This is a genomic window from Telluria sp. ZB2R32 (assembly GCF_059685715.1).
Genome location: NZ_JCASIG010000001.1, coordinates 887,211 through 913,195, shown reverse-complemented (window position 1 = coordinate 913,195; position 25,985 = coordinate 887,211). Strand labels below are relative to the sequence as shown.

Annotated in this window: 30 protein-coding genes; 22 read left to right on the top strand and 8 right to left on the bottom strand. The window is 64.5% G+C overall.

Annotated features, from left to right (window positions below; all coding sequences use genetic code 11):
• Positions 1-8: 8 nt before the first annotated feature.
• From ctaD to AC56LG_RS03910, 5 genes are read left to right on the top strand one after another with little or no spacing between them, the layout of a single operon-like run.
• Positions 9-1,631: a cytochrome c oxidase subunit I gene (gene ctaD / locus AC56LG_RS03930; protein WP_497164817.1), complete on the top strand. Its 1,623-nt coding sequence runs from the start codon at positions 9-11 to the stop codon at positions 1,629-1,631.
• On the top strand, positions 1,631-1,738 hold the full coding sequence (locus AC56LG_RS03925) for a cytochrome oxidase small assembly protein (RefSeq protein ID WP_497164816.1): 108 nt from the start codon (positions 1,631-1,633) through the stop codon (positions 1,736-1,738). Before ctaD ends, AC56LG_RS03925 begins: the two co-directional genes overlap by 1 nt.
• Positions 1,739-2,293 (top strand): cytochrome c oxidase assembly protein, encoded by a 555-nt coding sequence (locus AC56LG_RS03920; RefSeq protein WP_497164815.1) that lies wholly within the window; start codon positions 1,739-1,741, stop codon positions 2,291-2,293.
• Complete coding sequence (locus AC56LG_RS03915; protein WP_497164814.1) at positions 2,293-2,502, top strand: DUF2970 domain-containing protein; 210 nt, start codon at positions 2,293-2,295, stop codon at positions 2,500-2,502. The genes AC56LG_RS03920 and AC56LG_RS03915 overlap by 1 nt, the downstream gene beginning before the upstream one ends.
• Before the next feature lie 55 nt (positions 2,503-2,557).
• On the top strand, positions 2,558-3,415 hold the full coding sequence (locus tag AC56LG_RS03910; protein ID WP_497164813.1) for a cytochrome c oxidase subunit 3: 858 nt from the start codon (positions 2,558-2,560) through the stop codon (positions 3,413-3,415).
• A 54-nt stretch (positions 3,416-3,469) separates the two neighbouring features.
• Here AC56LG_RS03910 and AC56LG_RS03905 read toward each other — a convergent pair whose 3' ends face one another.
• Complete coding sequence (locus tag AC56LG_RS03905) at positions 3,470-3,670, bottom strand: twin transmembrane helix small protein (protein WP_497164812.1); 201 nt, start codon at positions 3,668-3,670, stop codon at positions 3,470-3,472.
• 37 nt (positions 3,671-3,707) lie between these two features.
• Between AC56LG_RS03905 and AC56LG_RS03900 the strand changes: the two genes are divergently transcribed.
• The 8 genes from AC56LG_RS03900 to AC56LG_RS03865 all read left to right on the top strand — a co-directional run bounded on the left by AC56LG_RS03900 (position 3,708) and on the right by AC56LG_RS03865 (position 10,724).
• The gene (locus AC56LG_RS03900) at positions 3,708-4,466 is read left to right on the top strand and encodes an SURF1 family protein (RefSeq protein WP_497164811.1); all 759 of its coding nucleotides are present in this window, start codon (positions 3,708-3,710) and stop codon (positions 4,464-4,466) included.
• Entirely contained in the window at positions 4,444-5,055 is a 612-nt protein-coding gene (locus AC56LG_RS03895) for an SCO family protein (RefSeq protein WP_497164810.1), read from the top strand. The genes AC56LG_RS03900 and AC56LG_RS03895 overlap by 23 nt, the downstream gene beginning before the upstream one ends.
• Positions 5,056-5,068: 13 nt before the next feature.
• A complete protein-coding gene (locus AC56LG_RS03890; RefSeq protein ID WP_497164809.1) occupies positions 5,069-6,217 on the top strand; it encodes a COX15/CtaA family protein in 1,149 nt (382 codons plus the stop codon).
• A complete protein-coding gene (cyoE, locus tag AC56LG_RS03885; RefSeq protein WP_497164808.1) occupies positions 6,214-7,104 on the top strand; it encodes a heme o synthase in 891 nt (296 codons plus the stop codon). The genes AC56LG_RS03890 and cyoE overlap by 4 nt, the downstream gene beginning before the upstream one ends.
• A 12-nt stretch (positions 7,105-7,116) precedes the next feature.
• Positions 7,117-7,704 (top strand): SCO family protein, encoded by a 588-nt coding sequence (locus tag AC56LG_RS03880; protein WP_497164807.1) that lies wholly within the window; start codon positions 7,117-7,119, stop codon positions 7,702-7,704.
• A gap of 50 nt (positions 7,705-7,754) precedes the next feature.
• Entirely contained in the window at positions 7,755-8,825 is a 1,071-nt protein-coding gene (locus AC56LG_RS03875; protein ID WP_497164806.1) for an AI-2E family transporter, read from the top strand.
• Positions 8,826-8,949: 124 nt separating this feature from the next.
• Positions 8,950-9,726, top strand: a complete 777-nt coding sequence (locus AC56LG_RS03870) for a helix-turn-helix transcriptional regulator (protein WP_497164805.1) — start codon at positions 8,950-8,952, stop codon at positions 9,724-9,726.
• A 56-nt stretch (positions 9,727-9,782) separates the two neighbouring features.
• Positions 9,783-10,724: a DMT family transporter gene (locus AC56LG_RS03865; protein ID WP_497164804.1), complete on the top strand. Its 942-nt coding sequence runs from the start codon at positions 9,783-9,785 to the stop codon at positions 10,722-10,724.
• An 8-nt stretch (positions 10,725-10,732) separates the two neighbouring features.
• Here AC56LG_RS03865 and AC56LG_RS03860 read toward each other — a convergent pair whose 3' ends face one another.
• From AC56LG_RS03860 to nhaR, 3 genes are all read right to left on the bottom strand, one after another.
• A complete protein-coding gene (locus AC56LG_RS03860) occupies positions 10,733-11,545 on the bottom strand; it encodes an alpha/beta fold hydrolase (RefSeq protein WP_497164803.1) in 813 nt (270 codons plus the stop codon).
• 86 nt (positions 11,546-11,631) lie between these two features.
• On the bottom strand, positions 11,632-12,978 hold the full coding sequence (locus AC56LG_RS03855; RefSeq protein WP_497164802.1) for a hemolysin family protein: 1,347 nt from the start codon (positions 12,976-12,978) through the stop codon (positions 11,632-11,634).
• Between the two features lie 56 nt (positions 12,979-13,034).
• Positions 13,035-13,943: a transcriptional activator NhaR gene (gene nhaR / locus AC56LG_RS03850; RefSeq protein ID WP_497164801.1), complete on the bottom strand. Its 909-nt coding sequence runs from the start codon at positions 13,941-13,943 to the stop codon at positions 13,035-13,037.
• 129 nt (positions 13,944-14,072) lie between these two features.
• On the opposite strand from nhaR, the gene AC56LG_RS03845 reads away from it, so the two are divergent.
• The 5 genes from AC56LG_RS03845 to AC56LG_RS03825 all read left to right on the top strand — a co-directional run bounded on the left by AC56LG_RS03845 (position 14,073) and on the right by AC56LG_RS03825 (position 17,738).
• Positions 14,073-15,140, top strand: coding sequence for a DUF475 domain-containing protein (locus AC56LG_RS03845; RefSeq protein ID WP_192049901.1), 1,068 nt, complete (start codon positions 14,073-14,075; stop codon positions 15,138-15,140).
• Positions 15,141-15,411: 271 nt separating this feature from the next.
• Positions 15,412-15,987, top strand: a complete 576-nt coding sequence (locus AC56LG_RS03840) for a TerD family protein (protein WP_497164800.1) — start codon at positions 15,412-15,414, stop codon at positions 15,985-15,987.
• 71 nt (positions 15,988-16,058) lie between these two features.
• The gene (locus tag AC56LG_RS03835; RefSeq protein WP_497164799.1) at positions 16,059-16,754 is read left to right on the top strand and encodes a TIGR00266 family protein; all 696 of its coding nucleotides are present in this window, start codon (positions 16,059-16,061) and stop codon (positions 16,752-16,754) included.
• Positions 16,755-16,799: 45 nt separating this feature from the next.
• Positions 16,800-17,381, top strand: a complete 582-nt coding sequence (locus AC56LG_RS03830) for a TerD family protein (RefSeq protein WP_192049895.1) — start codon at positions 16,800-16,802, stop codon at positions 17,379-17,381.
• A 21-nt stretch (positions 17,382-17,402) separates the two neighbouring features.
• The gene (locus tag AC56LG_RS03825) at positions 17,403-17,738 is read left to right on the top strand and encodes a hypothetical protein (RefSeq protein ID WP_497164798.1); all 336 of its coding nucleotides are present in this window, start codon (positions 17,403-17,405) and stop codon (positions 17,736-17,738) included.
• Positions 17,739-17,757: 19 nt separating this feature from the next.
• On the opposite strand, the gene budC is transcribed toward AC56LG_RS03825, so the two are convergent.
• Positions 17,758-18,519 (bottom strand): meso-2,3-butanediol dehydrogenase, encoded by a 762-nt coding sequence (gene budC / locus AC56LG_RS03820; protein WP_497164797.1) that lies wholly within the window; start codon positions 18,517-18,519, stop codon positions 17,758-17,760.
• Between the two features lie 76 nt (positions 18,520-18,595).
• A complete protein-coding gene (locus AC56LG_RS03815) occupies positions 18,596-19,480 on the bottom strand; it encodes a dienelactone hydrolase family protein (RefSeq protein ID WP_497164796.1) in 885 nt (294 codons plus the stop codon).
• A 143-nt stretch (positions 19,481-19,623) separates the two neighbouring features.
• Here AC56LG_RS03815 and AC56LG_RS03810 point away from each other — a divergent pair, with 143 nt between their 5' ends.
• Genes AC56LG_RS03810 through AC56LG_RS03800 form a run of 3 tightly spaced genes read left to right on the top strand, consistent with a single transcriptional unit; the run spans position 19,624 to position 22,315 of the window.
• Positions 19,624-20,022: a GntR family transcriptional regulator gene (locus AC56LG_RS03810; protein ID WP_497164795.1), complete on the top strand. Its 399-nt coding sequence runs from the start codon at positions 19,624-19,626 to the stop codon at positions 20,020-20,022.
• Positions 20,019-20,891, top strand: a complete 873-nt coding sequence (locus AC56LG_RS03805) for an ABC transporter ATP-binding protein (RefSeq protein WP_497164794.1) — start codon at positions 20,019-20,021, stop codon at positions 20,889-20,891. Before AC56LG_RS03810 ends, AC56LG_RS03805 begins: the two co-directional genes overlap by 4 nt.
• Positions 20,888-22,315 (top strand): hypothetical protein, encoded by a 1,428-nt coding sequence (locus AC56LG_RS03800; RefSeq protein WP_497164793.1) that lies wholly within the window; start codon positions 20,888-20,890, stop codon positions 22,313-22,315. The genes AC56LG_RS03805 and AC56LG_RS03800 overlap by 4 nt, the downstream gene beginning before the upstream one ends.
• A 257-nt stretch (positions 22,316-22,572) precedes the next feature.
• Here the strand turns inward: AC56LG_RS03800 and ggt are convergent, their stop codons facing one another.
• Together ggt and AC56LG_RS03790 are read right to left on the bottom strand one after the other, a co-directional pair.
• Complete coding sequence (gene ggt, locus AC56LG_RS03795; RefSeq protein WP_497164792.1) at positions 22,573-24,321, bottom strand: gamma-glutamyltransferase; 1,749 nt, start codon at positions 24,319-24,321, stop codon at positions 22,573-22,575.
• The gene (locus AC56LG_RS03790) at positions 24,318-24,797 is read right to left on the bottom strand and encodes a hypothetical protein (RefSeq protein ID WP_497164791.1); all 480 of its coding nucleotides are present in this window, start codon (positions 24,795-24,797) and stop codon (positions 24,318-24,320) included. The genes ggt and AC56LG_RS03790 overlap by 4 nt, the downstream gene beginning before the upstream one ends.
• Before the next feature lie 62 nt (positions 24,798-24,859).
• Here AC56LG_RS03790 and pstS point away from each other — a divergent pair, with 62 nt between their 5' ends.
• On the top strand, positions 24,860-25,903 hold the full coding sequence (pstS, locus tag AC56LG_RS03785) for a phosphate ABC transporter substrate-binding protein PstS (protein WP_497164790.1): 1,044 nt from the start codon (positions 24,860-24,862) through the stop codon (positions 25,901-25,903).
• Positions 25,904-25,985: the final 82 nt, after the last annotated feature.

Here is a 25,985-nt window from a genome sequence, read left to right as displayed (position 1 = left end):
ATACTGACATGACTACCCGCACAATCGATACTGCACACGACGACCATCACGGCCACGGGCATGACCACGCCCATGATGATCACGCGCACGACATGCCGACCGGCGCCCGCCGCTGGCTGTTCGCCACCAACCACAAGGACATCGGCACCCTGTACCTGTGGTTCTCGTTCATCATGCTGCTCTCGGGCGGCGTGCTGGCGCTGATGATCCGCACCGAGCTGTTCCAGCCCGGCCTGCAGTTCTTCCGTCCCGAATTCTTCAACCAGCTGACCACGATGCACGGCCTGGTGATGGTGTTCGGCGCGATCATGCCGGCGTTCGTCGGCTTCGCCAACTGGATGATCCCGCTGCAGGTGGGCGCCTCCGACATGGCGTTTGCGCGTATGAACAATTTCTCGTTCTGGCTGCTGCCGCCGGCGGCGCTGCTGCTGGCCGGTTCCTTCTTCTCGCCGGGCGGCGCGACCGCCGCCGGCTGGACCCTGTATGCGCCGCTGTCGACCCAGATGGGTCCGGGCATGGACATGGCGATTTTCGCGATGCACATCATGGGCGCCTCGTCGATCATGGGTTCGATTAACATCATCGTCACCATCCTCAACATGCGCGCGCCGGGCATGACGCTGATGAAGATGCCGATGTTCTGCTGGACCTGGCTGATCACCGCCTTCCTGCTGATCGCCGTGATGCCGGTGCTCGCCGGCGCCATCACCATGACCCTGACCGACCGCCACTTCGGCACCTCGTTCTTCAACGCCGCCGGCGGCGGCGACCCGGTCATGTACCAGCACATCTTCTGGTTCTTCGGCCACCCCGAGGTCTACATCATGATCTTGCCGGCCTTCGGCATCGTCTCGCAGATCCTGCCGGCCTTTGCGCGCAAACCGCTGTTCGGCTACGCCTCGATGGTCTACGCCACCGCCTCGATCGCCGTGCTGTCGTTCATCGTCTGGGCGCACCACATGTTCACCACCGGCATGCCCGTGACCTCGCAGCTGTTCTTCATGTACGCCACCATGCTGATCGCGGTGCCGACCGGCGTGAAGGTGTTCAACTGGGTCGCCACCATGTGGAAGGGCTCGATGACCTTCGAGACGCCGATGCTGTTCGCGGTCGGCTTCATCTTCGTGTTCACGATGGGCGGCTTCACCGGCCTGATCCTGGCCGTGACGCCGATCGACATCCAGGTGCACGACACGTATTACGTGGTGGCGCACTTCCACTACGTGCTGGTGGCCGGCTCGCTGTTCGCGCTGTTCGCCGGCTTCTATTACTGGGCGCCGAAGTGGACCGGCCACATGTATCCGGAAGGCCGCGGCAAGATGCACTTCTGGCTGTCGCTGATCACCTTTAACATCACCTTCTTCCCAATGCACTTCCTCGGCCTGGCCGGCATGCCGCGCCGTTACGCCGACTACGCCGTGCAGTTCACCGACTTCAACATGATCGTCTCGGTGGGCGCCTTTGGTTTCGGCCTGTCGCAGGTGTACTTCCTGTTCGCCGTGGTGCTGCCGACCATCAAGGGCGGCCCGAAGGCGGAAGCCAAGCCATGGGAAGGCGCGGAAGGCCTGGAGTGGACCGTGCCGAGCCCGGCGCCGTTCCACACCTTCGAAAACCCACCGCTGGTGAAGTGATGAACGCGCAGAAAAAAACCAGCAATGGCAAGATCGCGCTGGTGTTGTGCGTGATCGCCGCGTTCTTCTTCGCGGCCGTCATCGTCAAGCGCATGTGGTTCATGTAAATGAGCTACACGCCAAAAGAGCGCCTGCAACTGAACCGCTCCACCCTCGGTAAGCTCGTGGTGGTGGCGGTGGCGATGTTCGGCTTCGGCTACGCGCTGGTGCCGGTCTACCGCCAGATGTGCGAGGTACTCGGCATTAACGTGCTGACCCAGCAGGACGGCACCGTCGAGCGGCCGGAAAACACGCAGGTCGACAAGACGCGCCTGATCACGGTGGAACTGGACGGCAATGCGCAGGGTCCGTGGCGCTTCCGTCCGACCACGCGGTCGATCCAGGTCCATCCGGGCGAACTGGCGACCGTCGTGTACGAAGTCGTGAACACGCAAGGGCGCGCCGTGAAAGCGCAGGCGATCCCGAGTTATGCGCCGCAGTCGGCGACGCCGCATTTTAAAAAGGTCGAGTGCTTCTGCTTCCGCGAGCAGCTCATGAAGCCGAACGAGGCGCGCCAGATGCCGGTGGTATTCTTCATCGATCCGAAGCTGCCGCAGGAAGTGAAGAACATCACGCTGTCGTACACCTTCTTCGAGATTTCCGGCGCGGTGGCGGCGAACTGATGGAACCGGACCGGGCGCCGCGCAAGGCTTCGTTCTGGTCGTCGATGAAGGCGGTGTTCTGGTCCTTCTTCGGCGTGCGCAAGCGGCGCGATTACGAGGACGACGCGGTGAACCTGAACCCGTTCCACGTGATCCTGGCGGCGCTGCTGGGGTTGGCGATGTTTATCGGCGTGCTGTTGTTGTTGGTGAAGATAGCGGTCTCGAACTAAAAACGTACCAGGCATTTCAATTCAACGCATGAGAACAACGATCCAGGAGATGAAGATGAGTGTGTCAAAGACCGCGCCGCATTATTTCGTGCCGGGCCCCTCGATGTGGCCGATGGCCGGCGGTATCTCGATGCTGGTGACCATGCTGGGCGCTTCCGGCTGGGTCAACAGCGCCTCCTGGGGGCCGGTCGTCTGCCTGGCCGGCATCGTGGCGATGCTGACCGTGCTGTATTTCTGGTTCGGCGACGCCATCAAGGAATCGGAAGCCGGCCAGTACAGCCAGCGCATCGATTCTTCCTTCCGCTGGTCGATGAGCTGGTTCATCTTCTCGGAAGTGATGTTCTTCGCCGCCTTCTTCGGCGCGCTGTTCTATGCGCGCGCGATCTCGATGCCCTGGCTGGCCGACCTCGACCACAAGGTGCTGTGGCCCGACTTCGCCGGCCACTGGGGCAATACCGGCCCGGCCGGCGTGGTCGATGCCTTCAACACCATGGGCCCGTTCCCGATCCCGACGATCAACACCGCCTTGTTGCTGCTGTCGGGCGTGACGCTGACAATCGCCCACCACGCGCTGCGCGCCGGCCACCGCCGCAACACGGCTGTGTTCCTGTTCTTCACGATCCTGCTGGGCGCGATCTTCATGGGCTTCCAGGTCTATGAATACATGCACGCCTACCAGGAACTGAACCTGAAGCTGACCTCGGGCATCTACGGTTCGACCTTCTTCATGCTGACCGGGTTCCACGGCTTCCACGTGACGATGGGCGCGATCATGCTGTCGGTGATCCTGTACCGCGTGCTGCGCGGGCACTTCACGGCGGATCACCACTTCGGTTTCGAAGGCGCGGCCTGGTACTGGCACTTCGTCGATGTGGTGTGGCTCGGCTTGTACGTAGTCGTCTACTGGCTGTAATCGAAGACGCTGGGAAAATGGCAGGGGACAGCCGCTTGGCTGTCCCTTGTCACATCAGCGGATGCCGGTTGGATGGATCCAGCCCATCTTGTAGGATGCCAGCAGGAGCAGGAACAGCGTGATCGACAGGCCGACGCGCATCGCCAGCGCCTGCACCGTGCGGTTGCTGCGGCCCTTGTCCTTCATCAGGAAGAACAGGGCCGAGGCGAGGCTGCCGATGATCAGGATGAACGCGATGGCGACGAATATTTTCATTGTTCTGGCCGGCGGGTTGGAGTAGGGGTTCATTGTAATGCGATTGGCATTCCGGTTCAGGGTAATACCGTTTGTGGCCACGTTGGCGCTGGTGGTGCTGGGGATTTTGTTGGGGAATTGGCAGACAAGGCGGGCGGAGGAGAAGTTGGGGGTGGCGGCACGGTTGGCGGAACGGTCGGCGGCGCCGGCGTTGGTGCTTGGTGATGGTGGTGGTTTTCACGAGCACGAACGCGTGGGCACAAGTGCCCACCCTACGGAGATCGAATATCGGCGGGTACGGCTGACGGGGGAGTGGGTCAGGGAGTGGCCGCTGTTTCTCGACAATCGGCCGCTGAATGGGCGGGCCGGGTTCGTTCTGGCGATGCCGTTTAAAATAGCGGGTTCGGATAGCCATGTGCTGGTGCTGCGCGGGTGGTTGCCGCGCGATGCGCAGGATTATGCGCGCGTGCCGAACTTTGCCACACCGGCGGGAACGGTGACGATCGAAGGCGTGGCCACGCTCAGCGCCGGGCATCTCATGCAGCTCGGCAGCGCGGGCGAGATCAAGCCCGGGATGCGCGTGCAGAACCTCGACCTCGGGGCGGTGGCGCAGGCCAGCGGAATGGCGATGCAGCCGTTCTTCCTGCAGCAAGCAGGCGCGGGGCAGGGCGAGGGACTGGTGCGCGCCTGGCCGGCGCCGGATCTGGGCGTCGACAAGCACCGCGGCTACGCCTTCCAGTGGTATGCATTGGCGGCGATGGCTGCCTTATTTTTCGTCATTACAGGATTTCGAAGTGGAAGAAAACAAGCTGTCTGAAGGAGCACGCAAGGCCCGCCTGCACGGGCGCCTGAAACTGATCGTGCTGCTGCTGGTGTGCGCCGCGCCGATCATCGCTTCGTACGTGACCTATTACATCATCAAGCCGGAAGGCCGCACGAATTACGGCGCCTTTATCGACCAGCAGGCGCATCCGATGCCGAAGCTGACCAGCACCACGCTCGACGGCCGTCCGGAAACGCTGGAAAATTACGCCGGCAAGTGGATCATGGTGAAGGTTGGCGGCGGCGCCTGCGACGAAGCCTGCGCTAAACAGCTGTTCGCGATGCGCCAGCTGCGCACCATGCAGGGCAAGAACATGGACCGCGTCGAGCGCGTCTGGCTGATCACCGACGACGAACCGATCGACACCATGCTGATCCGCCAATACGACGACATGCACATGCTGCGCGTGCCGCGCGCGCAGCTGTCGCACTGGCTGCCGGTCGAGATCGGAACGAAGCTCGACGACCACATCTTCCTGATCGACCCGCGCAGCAACGTCATGATGCGCTTCCCGAAAGACCCGGACCCGCGCAAGGTCCATAAAGACCTGGCCAAGCTGCTCAAGGCATCGGCAATCGGATGATGAGCAAATGAGCATGTCCGCATCGACCCTGTTCCAGCTTGCCCTGATGGGCCTGTTCGTCGCCAGTATCCCGCTGACCATGGTCTGGCTGTCGTCCGACGCCAACAAGTACCGCAAGCTGGTCTGGGTGATGGCCTTCCTCACCTTCGACCTGATCGTGTTCGGCGGCTTTACCCGGCTCACCGATTCCGGCCTGGGCTGCCCCGACTGGCCGGGCTGCTACGGCGCGGCCAATCCCTTCATCGCGCACGAGCAGATCGCCGCGGCCGAAGCACTGATGCCGACCGGGCCAGTGACCAAAGTCAAAGCCTGGATCGAGATGATCCACCGCTACCTGGCGATGGGCATTGGCGTGCTGATCATGGCGCTGATGTTCCAGTCGATCCGCCAGTGGAGGAAGACCCGCCAGCAGGCCTTCGCGCCGGCGCTGCCGGTGGCGCTGTTCCTGTTCGTCTGCGTGCAGGGCGCGTTCGGCGCCTGGACCGTGACGCTGAAACTGCAGCCGGCGATCGTCACCATCCACCTGCTGCTGGGCATGGACTTGCTGGCGATGCTGGTGTGGCTGGGCGGGCGCGAAGACTTCCTGCTGAAACCGCCGGCGCCGAGCCGCGACCTGACAGGCTTGCGCTCCCTGCGCACGCTGGCGCTGGTGGCGGCGGTGGTACTGGTGGTGCAGATCGCCCTCGGCGGGTGGGTGAGCACCAACTACGCGACGCTCGCCTGCGACGAATTCCCGCTCTGCGACGGCAAGTTCGTGCCCGAGATGGACTTCGAACACGGCTTTACCTTGTGGCGCGAACTGGGCAAGACGGCGGCCGGCCACTACCTGCAGTTCTCGGCGCTGGTGGCGATCCACTGGGTGCACCGCAACTTCGCGCTCGTCGTGACGCTGGTGCTGGGGTTGGCGGCCTGGCGTGCGGCGCGCCAGCCGGCGCTGCGCCGGACGGGCACATTGATCGCGACAGTACTGCTGGCGCAGCTGTTCACCGGCGTGGCGACGGTGTATTTCGACTTCCCGCTGGCGATTGCCGTGTTGCATAACGCCGGGGCGGCGCTCCTCGTCCTGCTGGTGACCATGTTAAACTACAAGGTCAAGCACCTGCTCGACGTGTCGCAGCGCACCCCCGCGCAAGCCCACGCTCCCGCGAATTCGTATCGATGACCACCCAGACCGCACTCCAACCGACCAGCCGTATCTCCCAATACTGGACGCTGACCAAGCCCCGGGTGACCCAGCTCGCCGTCTTTTGCGCCATCATCGGCATGTTCCTCGCCACCGACGGCTTTCCCGGCTGGCGCGTGCTGATCGCCGGTACGATCGGCATCTGGCTGCTGGCCGGCGCCGCCTTTGCGGTGAACTGCCTGATCGAAGCCGAGATCGACGCGCGCATGGCGCGCACCGCCCGCCGCGCCACCGCGCGCGGCGAACTGACGCGCAACCAGACCCTGGTCTTCTCCGGCATCATCGGCGGCCTCGGCATGCTGGTGCTGTACACGCTGGTCAATCCGCTGACGATGTGGCTGACCTTCGTCACCTTCGTCGGCTATGCCGTCATCTATACGATCTACCTGAAGCCGGCGACGCCGCAGAACATCGTCATCGGCGGCCTCTCGGGCGCGATGCCGCCGGCGCTGGGCTGGGCGGCGGTGGCCAACGAAGTGCCGATGGAAGCCTGGCTGCTGGTATTGATCATTTTCGTCTGGACCCCGCCGCATTTCTGGGCGCTGGCCATGTACCGGCGCGACGATTACGCGCGCTCGGGCTTGCCCATGCTGCCGATCACCCACGGCATGGCCTATACCGGCCAGCAGGTCTGGCTGTATTCGCTGGCCCTGTTCGCCACCACCATGCTGCCGTTCGCGGTGCGCATGAGCGGCCTGATCTACCTGGCGGCGGCGATCGTCCTGAACATTCTGTTCCTGCGCCATGCCTGGCGCGTGCACAAGCACTACAGCGACGGCAATGCGCGCAAGGCCTTCGCCTATTCGATCCTGTACCTGTCGCTGCTGTTCGCGGCGCTGCTGGTCGACCATTATTTCAAGTTCTAACCGAGGGCCGACATGAAACGACTGATCACCGTAGGCATGCTCGCGCTGGCATTGCTGAGCGCAGGCTGCGACAAGCTGGCTTCCAAGCCGGCCGCCTTCCAGAATACCGACCTGACCGGCCTCGATTATGCGAAAGGCTTTTCGCTGACCGACCATACCGGCAAGGCGCGCACCCTGGCCGACTTCAAGGGCAAGCTGGTGGTGCTGTTCTTCGGCTATACCCAGTGCCCGGACGTGTGCCCGACCACGATGGCCGAAATGGCCGCCGTGATGAAGGAACTCGGACCGTCCGCCGACGACGTGCAGGTGCTGTTCGTGACGCTCGACCCGGAGCGCGATACCCAGGAACTGCTGGCCTCCTACGTGCCCGCCTTCGACAAACGCTTCCTCGGCCTGCGCGGCACGCCCGAACAGACGGCGCAGACGGCCAAGGAATTCAAGGTGTTCGTGGCCAAGGTGCCGGGCAAGGAGCCGGGCAGCTACACAGTGGACCACACGGCCGGCAGCTACGTGTTCGACAAGGACGGGCGCGTGCGCCTGTTCCTGCGCCATGGCCAGGGTCCGGCGCCGATCGTGCACGACCTGCGCCAACTCATGTGACGACTGCGCCTGCTGTTATGATGGTGTAAATACCATTCATTACAGACCGCATGGAACCACGCGCCGGCCGCAATTACACCCGCATCGCCACGGTCGTCCTGCTGACGCTGGGCTGCCTGTTCGTCCTCAAACCCTTCCTGCCGGCGATCCTGTTCGCGGTCGCCGTCGTCATCTCTTCCTGGCCCTTGTACCTGCGCCTGCTTGGCGCCATGCACGGGCGGCGCACGCTGGCGGCGCTGACGATGACGCTGTCCTTGACCCTGCTCGTCATCATCCCGCTCGCCACCGTCGCCTACAACCTGGCCGACGACGTCGCCACTACCTTCGGCCAGATGCGCTACGCGCTCGAACACGGCGAACTGCTGCCGCCCGGCTGGATCCGCGACCTGCCGTTCGTCGGCGAGACCTTCGACAGCTACCTGCGCCAACTGGTCGCCAGCCGCGAGCAGATGCTGGCCCTGGCCCAGCGCATGGTCGAGCCGGCGCGGCGCTACCTGATGGCGGGCGGGCTGATGCTCGGCACCGGCGTCGTCCAGATGAGCCTTGCCGCCTTCGTCAGCTTCTTCGTCTACCGCGACGGCCACGCGCTGATCGTCGTCACCTCGAGCATGATGCACAAGGTGATGGGCGAGGGCGCCGAGTCGGTCACCGACATCGTCAGCCAGACCACGCGCGGCGTCATGTACGGCCTGCTCGGCACGGCCCTGGCGCAGGCGCTGGTGGCGGCCATCGGTTTCTACATGGCCGGGGTGCCGGCGGTACCGCTGCTGTCGGTGATGGTGTTCGTTACTTCGCTGGTGCCGTTCGGGCCGCCGCTGATCTGGGGCGGCGCGGCGATCTGGCTGTTCGGCCAGGGCAGCACCGGCTGGGGCGTCTTCATGGTGGTCTGGGGCACCCTCCTGATCAGCGGCGTCGACAACGTCGTGCGCCCGATGCTGATCAGCCGCGGCACCAGTTTGCCGTTCCTGCTGACCTTACTGGGCGTACTGGGCGGGGTGATTGCATTCGGCGTGGTCGGCATGTTCATCGGGCCGGTGCTGCTGGCGGTCGGGTATTCCCTGGTGAGCGATTGGACCGGGACGCGCGACCCGATCGTGAAGCAGAACAACGAAGTACCGTAGGGTGGGCCCTGCCCACGCGGTGCACCATTTGAATAGAGGCGAAAGCATTCCGGCCGCGATGGCCGCCGAAGGCACTTGCCGATGCATGCTAGACTTTTGCCTTCCTACGCATGCTGCCGCCGTTGTGGACACTCCCCGCACATCGCTCTTCGACATCGCCATCCGCTCCTACGACGTCGAGCGTGCGCCCGATCGCCATGCCTTTGCCCAGCTCGTGCTTCCCGTCGCGGGCGAGGTGCAGTTGGCCGTCGGCGGGCAGGGCCGACGCCTCGATCCGCTCCATTGCGCCCTGGTGCCTGCCGGCGCCTGGCATTCGCAATCGGGTGCGGCCAGCAACCGCTCGCTGATTCTCGACATCGACGCGGCGGCCGCGGCGCAGGAAGCTTGGCAGCGCCTGCTCGACAGGCCGGTCGCGGTCATCAATCCGGCGGCGCGCAAGCTGATCGAGTTCATGGAACTGGTCACCACGCAGAACACCGTGCAGACGGCGCTGCTCGACGGCTGGGTGCCGCTGCTGCTCGATACGCTGGCCCTGGGCGCGCCGCAACCGCGCTCGCGCCTGGCGGCGCTGCTGGTGCAGGTGGAAGTCAATCCCGGCATGCCCTGGACCACCGCATCGATGGCGCAGTGCGCGTGCATGAGCGTGAGCCGCCTGCACGCGCTGTTTCGCGAAGAGTTCGACACAACGCCGCACGCCTGGCTGCTGCAACAGCGTATCGGGTTCGCCTGCCGGGTTCTGGCCGGCACTGACCGCGCGATTGCCGAGGTGGCGCTGGCGGCCGGCTTTTCCGAGCAGAGCACGCTGACCCGGGCCATGCGCCAGGCGCTCGGCGTGACGCCGGCCGCCTATCGCAGGGGTAGCCGCAACTGCAGCCGCGAGAGCGCGTCAATCTTGCAGTAGCCCATGCCAAGACTCGCTTGCCCTGGGCGTCCAGAATGGACGCTTCGGGAGGATTCATGACCAACAATAAACACTGGCTCGGCATCGCTGCCGGCATCGCCGCCGGGGCCGTCTGGGGCCTTGTCTTTCTCGCACCGACACTGGTGCCGGGCTTCACGCCGCTGCAGTTGTCGGCCGGCCGCTACCTTGCCTATGGCCTGGTATCGGCGCTGCTGATCGCACCGATCTGGCGCCGCGTGGCGGCCCGGCTGACCCGCCAGGAATGGCTGGGCCTGGCCGGGCTGGCCTTCACCGGCAACATCATCTATTACGTGTTCCTGGCCACCGCCGTGCAGAACGGCGGCGTGGCGATGGCCTCGCTCGTGATCGGCTTCCTGCCGGTTGCCGTGACCTTGGTCGGCAGCCGTGACCGCCATGCGGTGCCCCTGCGCCGGCTGCTGCCTTCGCTCGTCCTCGGCATCGCCGGACTGCTGTGCATCGGCTGGGAATCGCTGTCGGCGCCGGGGCCGGACGCGTTGCCGGGCCTGGCCTGCGCGTTCGGGGCGCTGGTGTCGTGGACGATCTACGCGGTGGTCAACAGCCGCTGGCTGGCGCGCCTCGGGACGGTGTCGGCGCACGAGTGGAGCCTGCTCACCGGCGTGGTCACCGGCATCGAGGCGATCGTGCTGGCGGTGCCGGCCTTCCTGGTGACGCAGACCGTGCATGCGCAGGCGGACTGGCTGGCGTTTACGGGCGTGGTGACTGCCGTCGCGGTGCTGTGCTCGGTCGTCGGCAACGGTTTGTGGAATGTGGCGAGCCGCGTGTTGCCCTTGAGTTTGATGGGCCAGATGATCGTGTTCGAGACCGTGTTCGCGGCCTTGTACGGTTACCTGTGGGAGGCGCGCTGGCCGACGGCGGGGGAGGGCGTGGCGATGGTGTTGCTGCTGGCGGGAGTGGCGTCGTGTGCGTCGGTGCATCGGGCGGACAAGTCGGCGAAGGCGTTACCTGCGTGTGCGTGACACAGGTTTCAATGGTGAGCGTGTCCCAGGCCGTCGAGAAACTCCTGGGCCAAGCGCACGCACTCGGCCGGCGCGCTCATGTGCGGACAATGGCCGACGTTGCGCACTTCGCGTAGCACGCTGCCGGCCAGGTGGCGCTGGAGGTAGCGGCCGACGTCGGCGGGGGCGATCAGGTCATCGGTGCATTGCAGGACCAGGGTCGGCACGGTAGCGTGTTCCAGGTCGGCGCGGTGGTCGGCAAGAAAAGTGACGCGGCCGAAATGGCGGGCGATGGCGGGGTCGTTGCGGCAGAAGTTATTGGTCAGTTCGACGCCCAGGTGCGGCCGGTTCGGTGCACCCATGATCACCGGCGCCATGCTGGTTGACCAGCCGAGGTAGTCCGCCTCCATCGCCGCCACCAGCTTGTCGACGTCGCCGCTGCTGAAACCGCCGCGGTAGTCGCCATCGTCGACATAGCTGGGAGAAGGCGCGATCATGACCTGGGCACGGAAGCGTTCCGGCGCCTTGATGCCGGCCAGCAGGCCGATCATGGCGCTCACCGAATGGCCGACGAAGACCACCGGGCCATCGCCAACGTCGTCGATGATGGCGAGCAGGTCGTCGGCATGGGCGTGCAGGGAACCGTAGCGCGCGCGGTCATAGGCCGCCAGGTCGGATTTGCCGCTGCCGAGCAGGTCGTAGGCGACCACGCGGTAGCGGTCCTCGAAAGCGGGCGCCATGAAGCGCCACACGGCCTGGTCGCAGCCGAAGCCATGCGCGAAGACCAGGGTGACGGGGCCGCTGCCGGAAACGCTGATGTTGTGACGGGTACGGATGCTCATGCGGGGGCTCGATGTGAAGCAATTTCCGAAGAAACATTATAACCACGCAACTGCTGAGCTAACCCGCCCCTTCCAATCGTGCGCGCTCAGCTGTGGTCGTCGTCGCCCTCGCCGCGCTCCAGCCGCGGAAACACCTTGACCAGCAGGATACGCGGCCCGTTCGTCTTTTTCACCACCACGTCGAATTTCGGGAATTCGATGCGTTGCCCCTGTTTCGGGATATCGCCCAGCTTCGCCATCAACAGGCCGCCGACCGATTCGACGTCGTCCAGGCCCATCTCTTCGTTGTCGATGTCGATGCCGAGCAGGCGTTCGAGCGAGTAGATCGGTAGCGAGGCCTTGCCGATATAGGTGCCGTCCGACTGCGGCAGCCAGTCGTTTTCGTTCATGCGGAATTCGTCGCGGATCTCGCCCACCATCGCGCCCAGCAGGTTGTCGAGGGTGATGAAACCGACCGGGCGCTTGCCCTTTTCTCCGATGAGTGCGAAGTGCGGGGCGCCGGTACGGAAGCGGCGGAAGATGTCCTGCGCCGGCGTGCGCGCCGAAATCGTCTCGACCGGGCGCAGGAATTGCGTCAGGTCGGTGAGGTCCTTGCCCGCCTGCTGGGCGAAGAACAGGTCCTTCAGGTGGATCACGCCCAGCACTTCCTCGCCTTCCTCGTCGAAATACGGGTAGCGCGAGAAGCGGTTGCGGCGCACCGTATCCAAATTTTCCTCGATCGGCAAGTCTTCGTGCAGTGCGATCACCTCGTTAATCGGGCGCATCAGGTCGGACACGGCCATTTCCGAAAATTCGAGCGACTGCGCCAGGATGTGGCGCTCGTCGTGGGTGAATTTTTCTTTACCCGTGCTGGTATTGGTGCGCAGGATCAGTTTCAGTTCGTCGGTCGAATAATGGGTGTCGTGGCTGCCGCTGCCTGCCAGGCCGGCCGCGCGCAGCACGCCGTTTGCGCTCTTGTTGAGCAGCCAGATCGCCGGGTACATGGCCCAATAAAAACCGTACAGGGGCAGGGCGGTCCACAGCGCCACCGATTCGGGAATCCGGATCGCCAGCGATTTCGGCGCCAGTTCGCCGACCACGATGTGCAGGAACGAGATGACGCTGAAGGCGACCACGAACGAAACGCCGTGGATGATCTCGGGCGAGGTGACGCCGGCCATGGCGAACAGCGGTTCGAGCAGGCTGGCAAAGGCCGGCTCGCCGACCCAGCCCAGGCCCAGCGAGGCAAGAGTAATGCCGAGCTGGCAGGCCGACAGGTATTCGTCGAGCTGGCCGTGGACCTTGGCCAGGATGCGCCCGCGCAGGCCGGTGGTCTTGGCGATGGCGCGCACGCGGGTCTTGCGCAACGTGACGATACCGAATTCGGCCGCCACGAAGAAGCCGTTCAGGGCAACCAGGAACAGGGCCAGAACGACAAATAAAATATTTTCCATATAAAAAGTGAGTTACTAAAAAGACAGCTGACGGCCATTGTACAAGCTAGCCGGCCTCAAGCCCCGCCCAACTTTCCATGATGCACTGACGCCAGGATCGCCTCGACCGCCGGATGCTGGATCTTGCGCTCGTTCGAGATCGCATAAAACTGCTCGCGCACCTCGGGCACGCGCCCCACCAGCACCGCCTGCAACTGCTCGGCCAGGTCGGCCGCCAGCGCCGCCGGCGCGAAGAACAAACCCAGGCCGCGCCGGCCGAAGGTATTTAATAAGGCGTTGTCCTCGAACTCGCCCACCACGTCCGGATGCACACCCTGCAATTCGAACCACTCGTCGATCTTGCCCCGCAAGGCATTATTCCGCGTCGGCAGCAGGAAAGGCGCGCCATTCAGTCTCTTCGGGAAGTCCTGCGCATACGTTGCGGCGAGGTCGGCCGTGCCCACCACCGTCATCTCGCTTTCGAACAGCATGTGGCTGAACACGCGCAAGGTGCTGCCCGAGGGCAGGGCGCGGTCGGTCAGGACGACGTCGAGTTTATGCAAGGCGAGGTCGGCCAGCAGCGCTTCGTACTGGTCTTCCGAACAGACCAGGCGCACCGGCGTGGCCAGGCGCGTGGTCGCTTCCAGCAGGCGGTAGGCGGTCAGCTTGGGCAGTGAATCGGAAATGCCGACCGATAGCCGGGTGCGCAGGGTCGAGGTCTGGTCGAGCGCGTCCTGCATCTGCTCGCCCAGCAGAAAAATCTGGTCGGCATAGGTAAGCGCCAGGCGGCCCGCTTCGCTCAGCACCAGGCGCCGTCCCTGCTGTGTAAACAGCGATTTGCCGAGCGCCTGCTCGAGCAGGGTGATCTGGCTGCTGACGGTTTGCACGGCAAGATGTAGTCGTTCCGCAGCGCGGGTAATGCTACCCTCCTTGGCGACGACCCAGAAGTAATACAAATGGCGGAAATTCGTTCCTGCGTTTTTCATCTGTTCCGTTTTCTCGAAGTAATACTTCGATTATCTTCGCTTTTTCAATGGTCTGCATGGCAGTACACTGCGTCCTATCAATTTTTCGTTGAGGGAAATCAATATGAACAATAAAGAAAGGAAATCAACATGAAGCACTTCAGAGGGTCTTTCATCGTTACCGTCATCTGCCTTGCCCTGGCGGCCTGGTGGGGTTACGAGCATGGCGGCGTTTCCGGCGCGCTGACGGCGGTCGGTATCGCGACCATCCTGTCGGTGATGGAAGTCTCGCTCTCGTTCGACAACGCCGTGGTCAACGCTTCGGTCCTGAAGGGATGGAACGAATTCTGGCTCAAGCTGTTCCTTGGCCTGGGCATGATCATCGCCGTGTTCGGCATGCGCCTGGTATTCCCGATCGTGATCGTGGCAGTCGCGGCTGACCTGGGCATGACCGAAGTCTGGAACCTGGCACTCAACGATCCGAAAGCGTTCTCGGGCCACCTGACGGCGCACCACGCGGAAGTGGCAGCCTTTGGCGGCATGTTCCTGATGCTGGTCTTCCTGAACTTCCTGCTCGACGATGAAAAGGAAACCCACTGGCTGGGCAACTTCGAGAAGAAGCTCGGTTCGCTCGGCAAGGTGTCCTCGATCTCGGTGATGCTGTCGCTCGCGGCCCTGCTGTTCGCCTCGACCTTCGTGGCCGACGCCCAGCGCATGATCGTGCTGGTGGCCGGTATCTACGGCATCCTGGTCTACGTCGGCGTCGACATGATCAGCAGCCTGCTGGAAAAGAGCGAGTCGGATGAAAACAGCAATGTCGGCGACATGGTCAAGACCGGCGGTATCGGTGGCTTCCTGTACCTCGAAGTGCTCGATGCATCGTTCTCCTTCGACGGCGTGATCGGCGCCTTTGCGATTACCTCGGACGTCGTGATCATCATGCTGGGCCTGGCCATTGGCGCGATGTTCGTGCGTTCGATGACGGTCTTCCTGGTCAAGAAGGGCACGCTGGACGAATTCGTGTACCTGGAACACGGCGCGCACTATGCGATCGGTATCCTGGCCGTGATCATGCTGGCGAGTATGCACGTCCACGTGCCTGAGCTGATCACCGGCCTGACGGGTGTGGCGTTCATCATTGCCTCGCTGTGGTCGTCGATCCAGTACAAGAAGAAGCATGCCGCGCTCGAGGCACATGGCGCCAAAGAGCTGGCGTAAGCAGGGGAGGCGGTGGCGATGGTTGCCACCGTCTCGATGAGGACGCGTTGTACTGCGTGGGCACGAGTGCCCACCCTACGGTGCACCGCCTTTGCAGGGTGGGCTCTCGAGCCCACGCGGTACACAGCAAGAACAGAGTCACAAAATTCCGCGCAGCGCCATCAACGCTGCGCCCAACGAACCGCCCGGCGAATGGCAGAACACCAGTTCGCTGCGCGTGATAAACCCCGGTGTTCATACAAGCAGTCCATCCACTAAGGAGAACCACATCATGGCAATCAGTCTGCAAAAAGGCGGCAACGTCAACCTGTCGAAAGAAGCCCCTGGCCTGACCAACCTGAAGGTCGGCCTCGGCTGGGATACCCGCGCCACCGACGGCGCCGCCTTCGACCTCGACGGCGCAGTGTTCCTGCTCAATTCGTCCGGCAAGGTCCGCTCCGACGCCGACTTCATCTTCTACAACAACCTGAAGTCGGCCGACGGTTCCGTCGTCCACTCGGGCGACAACAAGACCGGCGAAGGCGCGGGCGACGACGAAAGCGTGTCGGTCGACCTGACCAAGGTGCCGGCCGACGTCGACAAGATCGTGCTGGCCGTGACCATCCACGACGCCGAGACCCGCCGCCAGAACTTCGGCATGGTCGGCAAGGCCTTCATCCGCTGCATCAACGCCAGCGGCGACGCGGAAATCGCCCGCTACGACCTGTCGGAAGACGGCTCGACCGAAGCGGCAATGATCTTCGGCGAGGTGTATCGTAACGGCGCCGACTGGAAATTCCGCGCCATCGGCCAGGGCTTCCAGGGCGGCCTGGGGCCACTGGCCAAGAACTACGGCGTCAACGTTTAAACAATGTGAACTAACAACCTGCGAACGGCATCCATGAATGGAAGCCGTCCGCCAAGAGGAAGCCATTTAACATGCCAACTTTTACCGTGACCGGGGACGTCGATCCCTTCCTGCACGTCTCGATGCGCCAGGGCGAAACCATCTATTGCGAATCCGACGCGATGGTGATGATGGAATCGACCCTCGACCTGAAAGGCAAGATGCGGGGCGGGCTCGGCAGCGCGCTGATGCGCACCTTCGCCAACGGCGAGTCCTTCTTCCAGCAGCACATCGAAGCCACGCGCGGCGCCGGCGACTGCCTGCTCTCGCCGACGCTGCCGGGTGCGATGCAGATCGTCGACTGCGGCCCGAACCAGTACATCCTCAGCGACGGCGCCTTTGTCGCCGCCAGCTCCGGGGTCGAACTGAAAGTGCGCACCCAGAACATCGGCAATGCGCTCTTCGCCAACAGCGGCGGCTTCTTCGTCACCGAGACCGGTGGCCAGGGCCAGGTGGTGGTGTCGGGTTTCGGGTCGATGTCGATGCTGGAAGTCGAGCCGGGCAAGGACGCGATCATCGACAACTCGCACGTCGTCTGCTGGGACAGCACGCTGCGCTACGAAATCTCGATCACGACCGGCACCAGCGGTGGCTTCCTGGGTAACCTGATCAACAGCCAGACCAGCGGCGAGGGCATGGTCCTGCGCTTTTCGGGCAAGGGCAAGGTTTACGTGTGTTCGCGTAACCGCGCCGCCTTCAAGGCGTGGATGCAAACGCCCGCCAAGTAAGCCTGCTGCTCAGTTGGATAAAGCACTACATTAAGGAGAACTACAATGACCGTCAGTCTGCAAAAAGGCCAGAAAATCTCGCTCTCGAAAGAGGGCGGCGGCGCACTCACCCGCGTGACCATGGGTCTCGGCTGGGATGCCATCAAGTCGAAGGGCTTCCTCGGCTTCGGCTCGAAAACCGAAAGCGTCGACCTCGACGCCTCGGTCGTCATGTTCGACGAATCGAACCGTCCGGTCGACACCGTCTGGTTCCGCCAGCTCAAAAGCAAGGACGGCAGCGTCGTCCACACCGGCGACAACCGCACCGGCGCCGGCGACGGCGACGACGAGCAGATCAACGTCGACCTCTCCGCCGTGCCGGGCAACGTCAAGTCGCTCGTGTTCACCGTGAACAGCTTCACCGGCCAGAACTTCTCGCAAGTGCAAAACGCCTACTGCCGCCTGCTCGACGCTTCCGGCAACAAGGAAGTGGCGCGCTACGACCTGTCGGTGCAGGGCGCCCACACCGCGCAGGTGATGGCCAAGCTGTACCGCCACAACGGCGAGTGGAAGATGCATGCCATCGGCGAAAACGCCAGCGGCCGCACCTTCGATGACCTGATGCCGTCGATTACGCCGCACCTGTAATCGTCGTTCGTATCGGTCGTCATGAAACCGGGGCTTGCCCCGGTTTTTTCGTTTGGTGTGGGAAAGCTTGCTTGGCACGGCAGCGTGTCCGCAGGTTCGGCCGTTGACTTTCCATCCGAAGAAGCCATCATCGTCGCTATGAAACCCCCTGCTGCAACCCTCACGATCGGGGATTATCCCCAGCTGACACTGCTCGCCTGGAGCCGGCAACCGGGCGACGTCATCACCGCCGAAGAGGCGTTCGGACTCTACGAGAGCAACTGGCGGTTCGTTGATGTCGACCAACTGAGCGAGCAGGAGCGCGAGCTGATCGACGGTTTGACTGAAACCTGCGGCGATGGACTGAGGAATATTTAGTCTTGACAGCCTGGGACGGTTACTGCGGCGGCTGCCCATTCGAGGCCATCAGCCCCGCATCCACCGGCAGGTTGACGCCGGTAATCAAGCGCGCATCCTCGCTGGCCAGGAAGGCCATCGCCGCCGCAACGCCCTCCGCATCCTCGGGCGCGCCAAGCGGCATGCGCTCCTGGAACTTGGCGACCAGTTCCGGATTGCTCACCATGTCCTCAGTCATCCCGGTTTTGGTAAAACTTGGATTGACCGCATTCACCCGCACCCCATCCTTCGCCGCATCCATCGCCATCGCGCGCACCATGTTGCTGACCGCGCCCTTGGACGTGTTATAGGCAAACAGATTCCAGTCGCCGCCCAGGCCCGAGACGGACGATGTCATGACGATCGATCCGCGCGTTTTCACCAGTTCGGGCATCGCCGCCTTGGCCATGTGGAAGTAGCCGGCGACATTGACCGCCATGACGCGTCCGAAGTCCTCTTCGCTCGTCTGCGTGATGTCGCCCTCGGTTGCCATGCCGGCGTTGTTGACCAGGATATGCAGCCCGCCGAAACGCTCGACCGCCGCCTTGACGGCGGCGATGGCGGTGTGCTTGTCGGCCGTATCGCCGACCTGCACGAGAATGCGGTCTTGCGGCAGTTCGGCCGCGGCCTTTTTGAGGCTGTCTGCGTCGATATCGAGCATGACGACGCGGGCGCCTTCGTCGAGGAAGCGGCGGGCGGCGGCGAGGCCGATGCCGGAAGCGGCGCCAGTGACCAGTACGGTTTTTTCGTTGAAGCGGTTCATCCGTGATCCTTTGGTTACAAAAGTCTGGATACGACGATATCACAGCCATGTAAACGCAGTTTTTCGATGCTGCGAATCACCCCAGCTTCGCCTTGAGAAACCCCACCGTCCGCCCCCACGCCAGCGTTGCCGCTGCCTCGTCGTAACGCGGCGTCGTGTCGTTGTTGAACCCGTGCTCGGCGCCTTCGTAGACGAAGTGCTGGTAATCGACCTTGTTCGCCTTGAGCGCCGCCTCGTACGCCGGCCAGCCGGCGAGGATGCGCGCGTCCTTGCCGGCGTCGTGGATCATCAAGGGCGCGCGAATTTTAGAAACGTCGGCGGCGGGCGGCTGGCTGCCGTAGAAGGGCACGGCCGCGGCCAGGTCGGGAAGCACTGTCGCCAGGTAGTTGGCGATGGCGCCGCCGTAGCAGAAGCCGACCACGCCGACCTTGCCGGTGGCCTGCGGAAGTCCTTTGAGTGCGCCCGCCGCGGCGACGAAATCGGCGCGCGATTTCGATTGATCGAGTGTCTGGAACAGCGTGCGCGCCTTGTCCTCGTCGCCCGGATAGCCGCCCAGCGGATGCAGCGCGTCGGGTGCGAAGGCAATGAAACCCTCCAGCGCCAGGCGGCGGGTCACGTCTTCGATGTGGGGATTCAGGCCGCGGTTCTCGTGGACGACCAGAAGCGCGGGCAGCTTGCCTTTGGCATGCGCGGGAACGGCCATGTAGCCGCGCAGGGTGCCGTAACCCTGGGCTGACGGGAACTCTTCGTAGCTCGTCTTCAGGCGCTTGTCGGACGCGGCCACCAGCGGTGCGGCGAAGGAGGGCGACAGTTGCGCCAGCAGGCCTGCCGCCGTCATGCCGCCGACCGCATGGCGCGACGCGCGCGCCAGGAATTCGCGGCGCGACAGGCGGCCGTGGACGTAGCCGTCGAACAGTTGCAGCACTTCGGGGTCGAAATCGTTTGCCGTCAGTCGGGTCATGTCAGGCCTCTCGGGGTAGGTCATCGTTTCGACAGCATACGCCTGATAGGCGACGTATGGATACCAGAAGTACATTGAGCATTTCTTGTTGACACCATGTAAAAAAGCGTCTACTGTATTAATTAACTAATACACTAGACGCTATGGCCACCCACACCGCCCAGCTGTTTTCGATCACCACCGGCTCTTCCGAGCCGATCTACCGCCAGCTCGTCGAGCAGGTGCGGCGCCTGGTCGCCGCCGGCCAGATGGCGCCCGGCGACGGCATGCCGTCCGTGCGCGAAGTGGCGCAGGCGCTTGCCCTGAACCCGATGACCGTCTCCAAGGCCTACGGCCTGCTCGAGATGGAAGGGCTGTTGACGCGCCAGCGCGGCATGGGCATGCGCGTCGCCGAACGCGCCGGCGCCGCGCACAGCACCGCCAGCCGCGCCGAACTGCTGCGCCCGACCCTGGAACGCGCGGCCCTGGAAGCGCGCCAGCTCGAACTCGATCCCGACACCGTCCTTTCCCTATTCACCCTCATCCTGAAGGAACAAGCATGACCACCCCGATCGTCCAGTTGTCCTCGGTCCGCAAGCAGTTCGGCAGCGCCTCCGTGCTCGCTGGCCTCGACTGGCAGGTGCTGCCGGGCCAGGTCATCGGCCTCTTGGGCCGCAACGGCGCCGGCAAGTCGACCCTGCTCGAATGCCTGCTCGGGCTGCGCGAGACGGATGCGGGATCGGTGCGCATCTACGGCGAGGACGTCGATGCCTTGTCGGACGCCACGCGTGCACGCATCGGCTACGTGCCGCAGAAGTCGGACCTGTTCGCGTGGATGACGCCGCGCCAGATGCTGGATTATTTCAAGGCGTTGTATCCGCGCTGGAACGATGGCAAAGTGAATGCGCTGCTGGTGCGCTGGGGTTTCGACAAAGGCATGCAGGGCAAGGCGATTAGTAAACTGTCGGGCGGCGAGCAGCAGCGCCTGTCGATCATCCGCGCGCTCGGCCCCGATCCGCAACTGCTGATCCTCGACGAACCCGTGTCCGCGCTCGACCCGGTCGGCCGGCGCGACTTCCTGCGCGAACTGATCGACGGCGTCATCGAGCAGGGCACGACCGTCGTGTTCTCGACCCACATCCTGTCCGACCTGGAGCGGGTAGCGCTCGACATCGCCTTTCTCAAGGATGGCAGGATCGCGCTGCAGGGCCAGCTCGACGCCTTGCTGGAAGGCGCGCGCCGCGTGGTCGGGCCAAGCGCGCTGCTCGATGGCGTGGCGCTCGCCGGTGAAGTACGGCGCCAGCGCGGTCCGGATGGCACGGTCAGCGTGGTCACGCGGGACGGCAGGGCGCTCGGGGCGGTGGGCGCGCAGAAGGGCGTGCGCATCGAGACGCTCAGCCTGGAAGACCTGTTCATCGAGGTGACGCAATGAACGCCGTCATGAAAGACTATTACCTGCTGTGGCGCATGGCGCTGAGCATCCGCCATCCGCGTGCGCACGTGTTCTTCCTCTGCGCCACCGCGATCGCGTCCCTGGGCCTCGGTGCGCTGATCCAGTTGAAGGAGGACGACCTGCTGCGCACCGCCATCCTGTCGCTGCGGGTGGCGCTGGGCTTCCTGCTGGTGGGCGCGCTGTTTTATTTCGTGCCGGGCGCGGTCAAGTTGAACACGCCAGCCACGGCGCGCCTGGTGCCGCGCATGCGGCGCCGGCTGATGGGATTGACGATCCTGGCATGGGCGGTCGCCACCGGCGCTGTCGCACTGATGGCGGGCGACACGCGCGCCGACGCGGCCCTAGTGTTCCTGGGAACCGGCAGCGGCATCGCCATGTACGGCCTGGCGCTGAGCGGCCACCGCGCGGCAGGACTCGGTCAGTTTGCCCTGTTCGGTGTAATCTTCTTCAACAGCAGCGTGCCGCCCCGTCTGCTGGAACCGCTCACGCACGGCAGCGGCTTCGCCGTCGCCACGCTGCTGATGCTGGCGCTGGGCGCCTTTGTATTGCAGGCCATGTTCATGAACGGCGGCGAGCGCCATGTGGCGGCGTGCGCGGCGCGCACCCTGCAAGCCGAGCGTCTGTCGGCGACGGGCCAGTTCAGGGAGCGCAAGGCGCGCGGGTTTGGCGCCACGCTGTACCGGCGGGTACTGGCGCGCGACAGCCGCCGGCGCGACAGCCGGCGCCTGCTCGGCCACCTGCTGGGCGCGGCCAGCCACCCGGTCCACCACGCGCTTACGCTGGCAAGCCTGGTGGCGATCGTGGCCTGCGCGCTGCTGGGAATACACCTGTTCGCGAGCGCCGATACCCAGCACATGGTCGCGAACATCGGCTGGCTGTTCGCCTCGGGGCTGTTGGTGATCCCGTTCTTCGACAGCGAACGGCGCAACGCGCGCCTGAAAGACACGGCCGCCGAGCAGGCCTTGTTCCGGCTGGCGCCGCCCCTGCCCGGCACCGCGGCGGCGTTCAACCGCTTTGTGAGCCTGGCGCTGCTGCGCGGCGCGCTGCTGGAATGGGCGATGCTGGCCGCGACCGTCCTGCTGCTGACGGCGATGACCGGCGCCTCCGCCTCACGCCTCTTCATGCAGGCTTGCCTCTGCTGCCTGACGCTGCCGCTGGTTGGCGCCAACCTGCGCGACCATGCGCGCAGCGCCGGACTGCCGGGCTGGCGCGTGCTGCTCGGCATGGTGGCGTCGCTGGGCCTGAGTGCGATCGTGGCCGTCGCGCTGCATCGGGCGCTGGGACTGCCGCTGGCGCCCGGGGCGGCGCTGGCCAGCATCGCCATCGCGGTCGCCGTCGTTGCCCGCGGCCTGGCGCGCGACAGGACGGCGCCATTTGCCTTTCCGGCGGGGCGGCTGGCTTAGTGGCGGTTAGTCAGGCCACGCTTCGCGTCGGGAACGATGCACAGACACGTAAGGTGGGCGGCTATACCCGGGTGCGTGCCGGCCCACTGCCTGAATGCCGCCCACGCGTTCAACGGCACCTTGAAACATCGCGAAAAATCATTGGCTGGTTGAACGCGTGGGCGGCGCAAACGCCGCTGGTCTGCAAACTGAAGAGGCGTAGCCGCCCACCTTACAGGTCTGTGCATCGTTAACTGGCATTGTCGCCAGCTCCAGCCTCAGTGCCCCTTGCGCTGCACCAGCGCGCTTCCTACCCCGTGACGCCGGCCCTCGCTGACCGCCGTCACGGTGCCGTCCGGATTGAACACGATCGCATTCGCCGCGCCGATCTCTTCGGGCGGCGTTTCCCATGTGTGGCCAAAGCGTTCCAGCGCCCTGGCCTGGGCGCTGCCGGCAAAACCCGGTTCGACCGAGGTGACGGCGCCGTTGCGCTCGGACAGGCGCGGGGCGTTGATCGCCGCATCCATCGGCATGCCGAAGTCGACGTAGTTCACGATCGTCTGCAGCACCGTGGTGATGATGGTCGCGCCGCCAGGGCTGCCGATGGTAAAGGCCGGCTTGCCGTTGCGCAGGGCGATGGTCGGCGCCATGCTGCTGCGCGGGCGTTTTCCCGCTTCCGGCACGTTCGGGCGCGGGCCCGAGAAATCGAAATCGGTCATCTCGTTATTCAGCAGGAAGCCGTAGCCCGGCACCACGATGCCGCTGCCGCCCCAGGATTCGATGGTGAAGGTATAGGAGACGACGTTGCCTTCCTTGTCCGACACCGTGAAGTGGGTGGTGTGGGCGCTCTCCTGTTGCAGCATCGGCGGCTCGGGACGCAGCGGTATGCTCTGGTCTTCCTGGAAGTTGAACGGGTCGCCGGCGGCGACGTTGGCAGCCGCGCGCTTCGGATTGATCTGCGCGCGGCGTTCGGCCGCGAACTCTTTCGAGAGCAGGCCGGCGACCGGCGTGTCGACGTATTCCGGATCGGCGAGATAGGCGTTGCGGTCGGCAAAGGCGAGGCGGCTCGCTTCCAGGTACAGGTGCTCCGCATCGGCGCGCGGCAGCGACTTCAAATCGTAGCCTTCGAGGATGTTCAGCGCTTCGGCCACCGTCACGCCGCCGCTGCTCGGCGGCGGCATGCCGTAGATTTCGTAGCCGCGGTAGGTGCTGACGACCGGTTGGCGGATGCGCGCTTCGTAGTTGGCGAGGTCGGCCAGCGTCATGCGGCCGGCGCGCACGCTCGCACCGCCGGCCACCGGCGGCTTGTTGACGGCGTCGACGATGGCGCGCGCCATTGGCCCCTCGTAAAAGGCGCGCTGGCCGCGCGCGGCGATTTCCTGGTAGGCCCTGGCGATATCCGGATTGCGCAGCAGGGTGCCGGGTTTGACTGCCTTGCCGTTGCGTAGGTAGAGCGCACTGGTCGGGGCGAACTGCTGAAATTTTCTTTCATTTTCTCGCGTTAAATGAGAGAAAGTTTCACTGACGACGAAGCCCTTGGTGGCGACGTCGATCGCCGGCGCCAGCACCTGCTTGAAATTCATGCTGCCGTAGCGCTCGAGCGCCTCGTGCCAGCCGCGCACCGTGCCCGGCACCCCGACCGCGGCGCCGCTGGCGATCGCTTTTTCGTAGTCGAGGGGTGCGCCCTTGTCCATGAAGACCGTTGGCGTGAACGAGGCCGGCGCCGTTTCGCGGTGGTCGATGGTGATCACGCGCTTGTCCTTGGCGAGATAAATCACCATGAAGCCGCCGCCGCCGATGCCGCAGCTGAACGGATCGGTCACGCCCAGCGTCGCCGCCGCGGCCACCGCCGCATCGATCGCATTGCCGCCCCCGTTGAGGATGGCGAGCGCCGATTCGGACGCCTTTTCGCTGATGGTGGCGACGGCGCCGCCGCTGCCGGTGGCGACCGGCGTCTTGGCGAGGACCAGCGGCGCATGCAGGATGATGGTGAAGGAAAGGACAAGGGCGGTTGCGGATCGGGTCATGGGGTGGTGGAGTCGGGCGGGTTGATGTGGAGGGTGGCGCGGTAAGTGATCGGCGTGTCGGGCGCGGGCGGCGCGGGGAGGGCGTCTTCGTCGAGGACGATGCGGCGGCCAGCCAGTGCGGCCGGCGCCGCATCCGGCTGTCCGGGCGCGAGCGTGAACGATTCGGGCGCATCGCTGCCGCGCCGGATGCTGAAGCGGTAACTCAGCTTGCCGGCCCAGACGCAGTGCACGCCCGGTGGACAGCGGCTGTCCTCGAAGGATTCGAAGGTGACGGTGACGCCCGGCGCCACCTCGGCGAACCCGCCCGGCTCGAGCGTGAACGGCCCCGCCGGACGCGGCGCGCCCGGTGCGGCGCAGGCGGCGAGCGTCAGGCAGGCGACGGGCAGGGCGAGCAAATGGCGCATCGGGCAAATGGTCGTGTGGGTGCGTCCAGCATAGCAAAAACGCCACATCGGCGGCGCATGTCGACGCGTCATACAGCCGTCATATTCGCTGGCTAGACTCTCGTCATCACTTACCCACCCTGAGCTACGACAAAATGAAAATCAAGCACATGTTCAAAACGATGATCGCCGGTGCCGCTGCCGCGATGGTGATGTCCTCTTCCTTTGCCGCCGACGTGACCGGCGCGGGCGCCACCTTCCCGTACCCGATCTACGCGAAGTGGGCGGAAATGTACAAGGCGGCCACCGGCACCGGCATGAACTACCAGTCGGTCGGCTCGGGCGCGGGCATCAAGCAGATCAAGGCGAAGACCGTCGACTTCGGCGCATCCGACATGCCCCTGAAAGCGGCCGAGCTGGACGAAGCGGGCCTGATGCAGTTCCCGGCCATCATGGGCGGCGTGGTCGCCGTGGTCAACGTCGAAGGCGTGGCCCCTGGCCAGCTGAAGCTGACCGGCCCGGTCCTGGCCGACATCTACCTCGGCAAGATCACCAAGTGGAACGCGCCTGAAATCGCCGCCCTGAACCCTGGCGTGAAGCTGCCGGGCGACGACATCACCGTCGTGCACCGCGCCGACAGTTCGGGCACCTCCTTCCTGTTCACCGACTACCTGTCGAAGACCAACCCTGAATTCCAGAGCAAGATCGGCGCCGGCACGGCCGTGAAATGGGCCACCGGCGTCGGCGGCAAGGGCAACGAAGGCGTCGCCGCCAACGTCCAGCGCATCAAGGGTTCGATCGGCTACGTCGAGTGGGCCTACGCCAAGAAGAACAAGCTGTCGCACACCCAGCTGAAGAACAAGGATGGCCAGTTCCTGCAGCCTGACGACGAGAATTTCAAGGCCGCCGCCGCCAGCGCCGAATGGACCAAGACCCCGGGCTTCGCCGTGATCCTGACCGACGCCGCCGGCAAGAACAGCTGGCCGATCACCGGCGTGTCGTACATCCTGATGCACAAGGCCCAGGCCGACGCCGCCAAGGGCAAGGAAGTCGTGAAGTTCTTCGACTACGCCTACAAGAACGGCACCGCCGCTGCCGCCGAGCTGGACTACGTGCCGATGCCGGCATCGGTCGTCAAGCTGGTGCAGGGCGCGTGGAAAGCGCAGCTGAAGGATGGCTCGGGCGCGGCGATTTATTAATGAAAGCGGACGCTGTCCGCACTAAATGCAGCAGGTAGGGTTAGCGGCGGTCTTCACAGGGACCGCCGCTTTTTTGTTATGC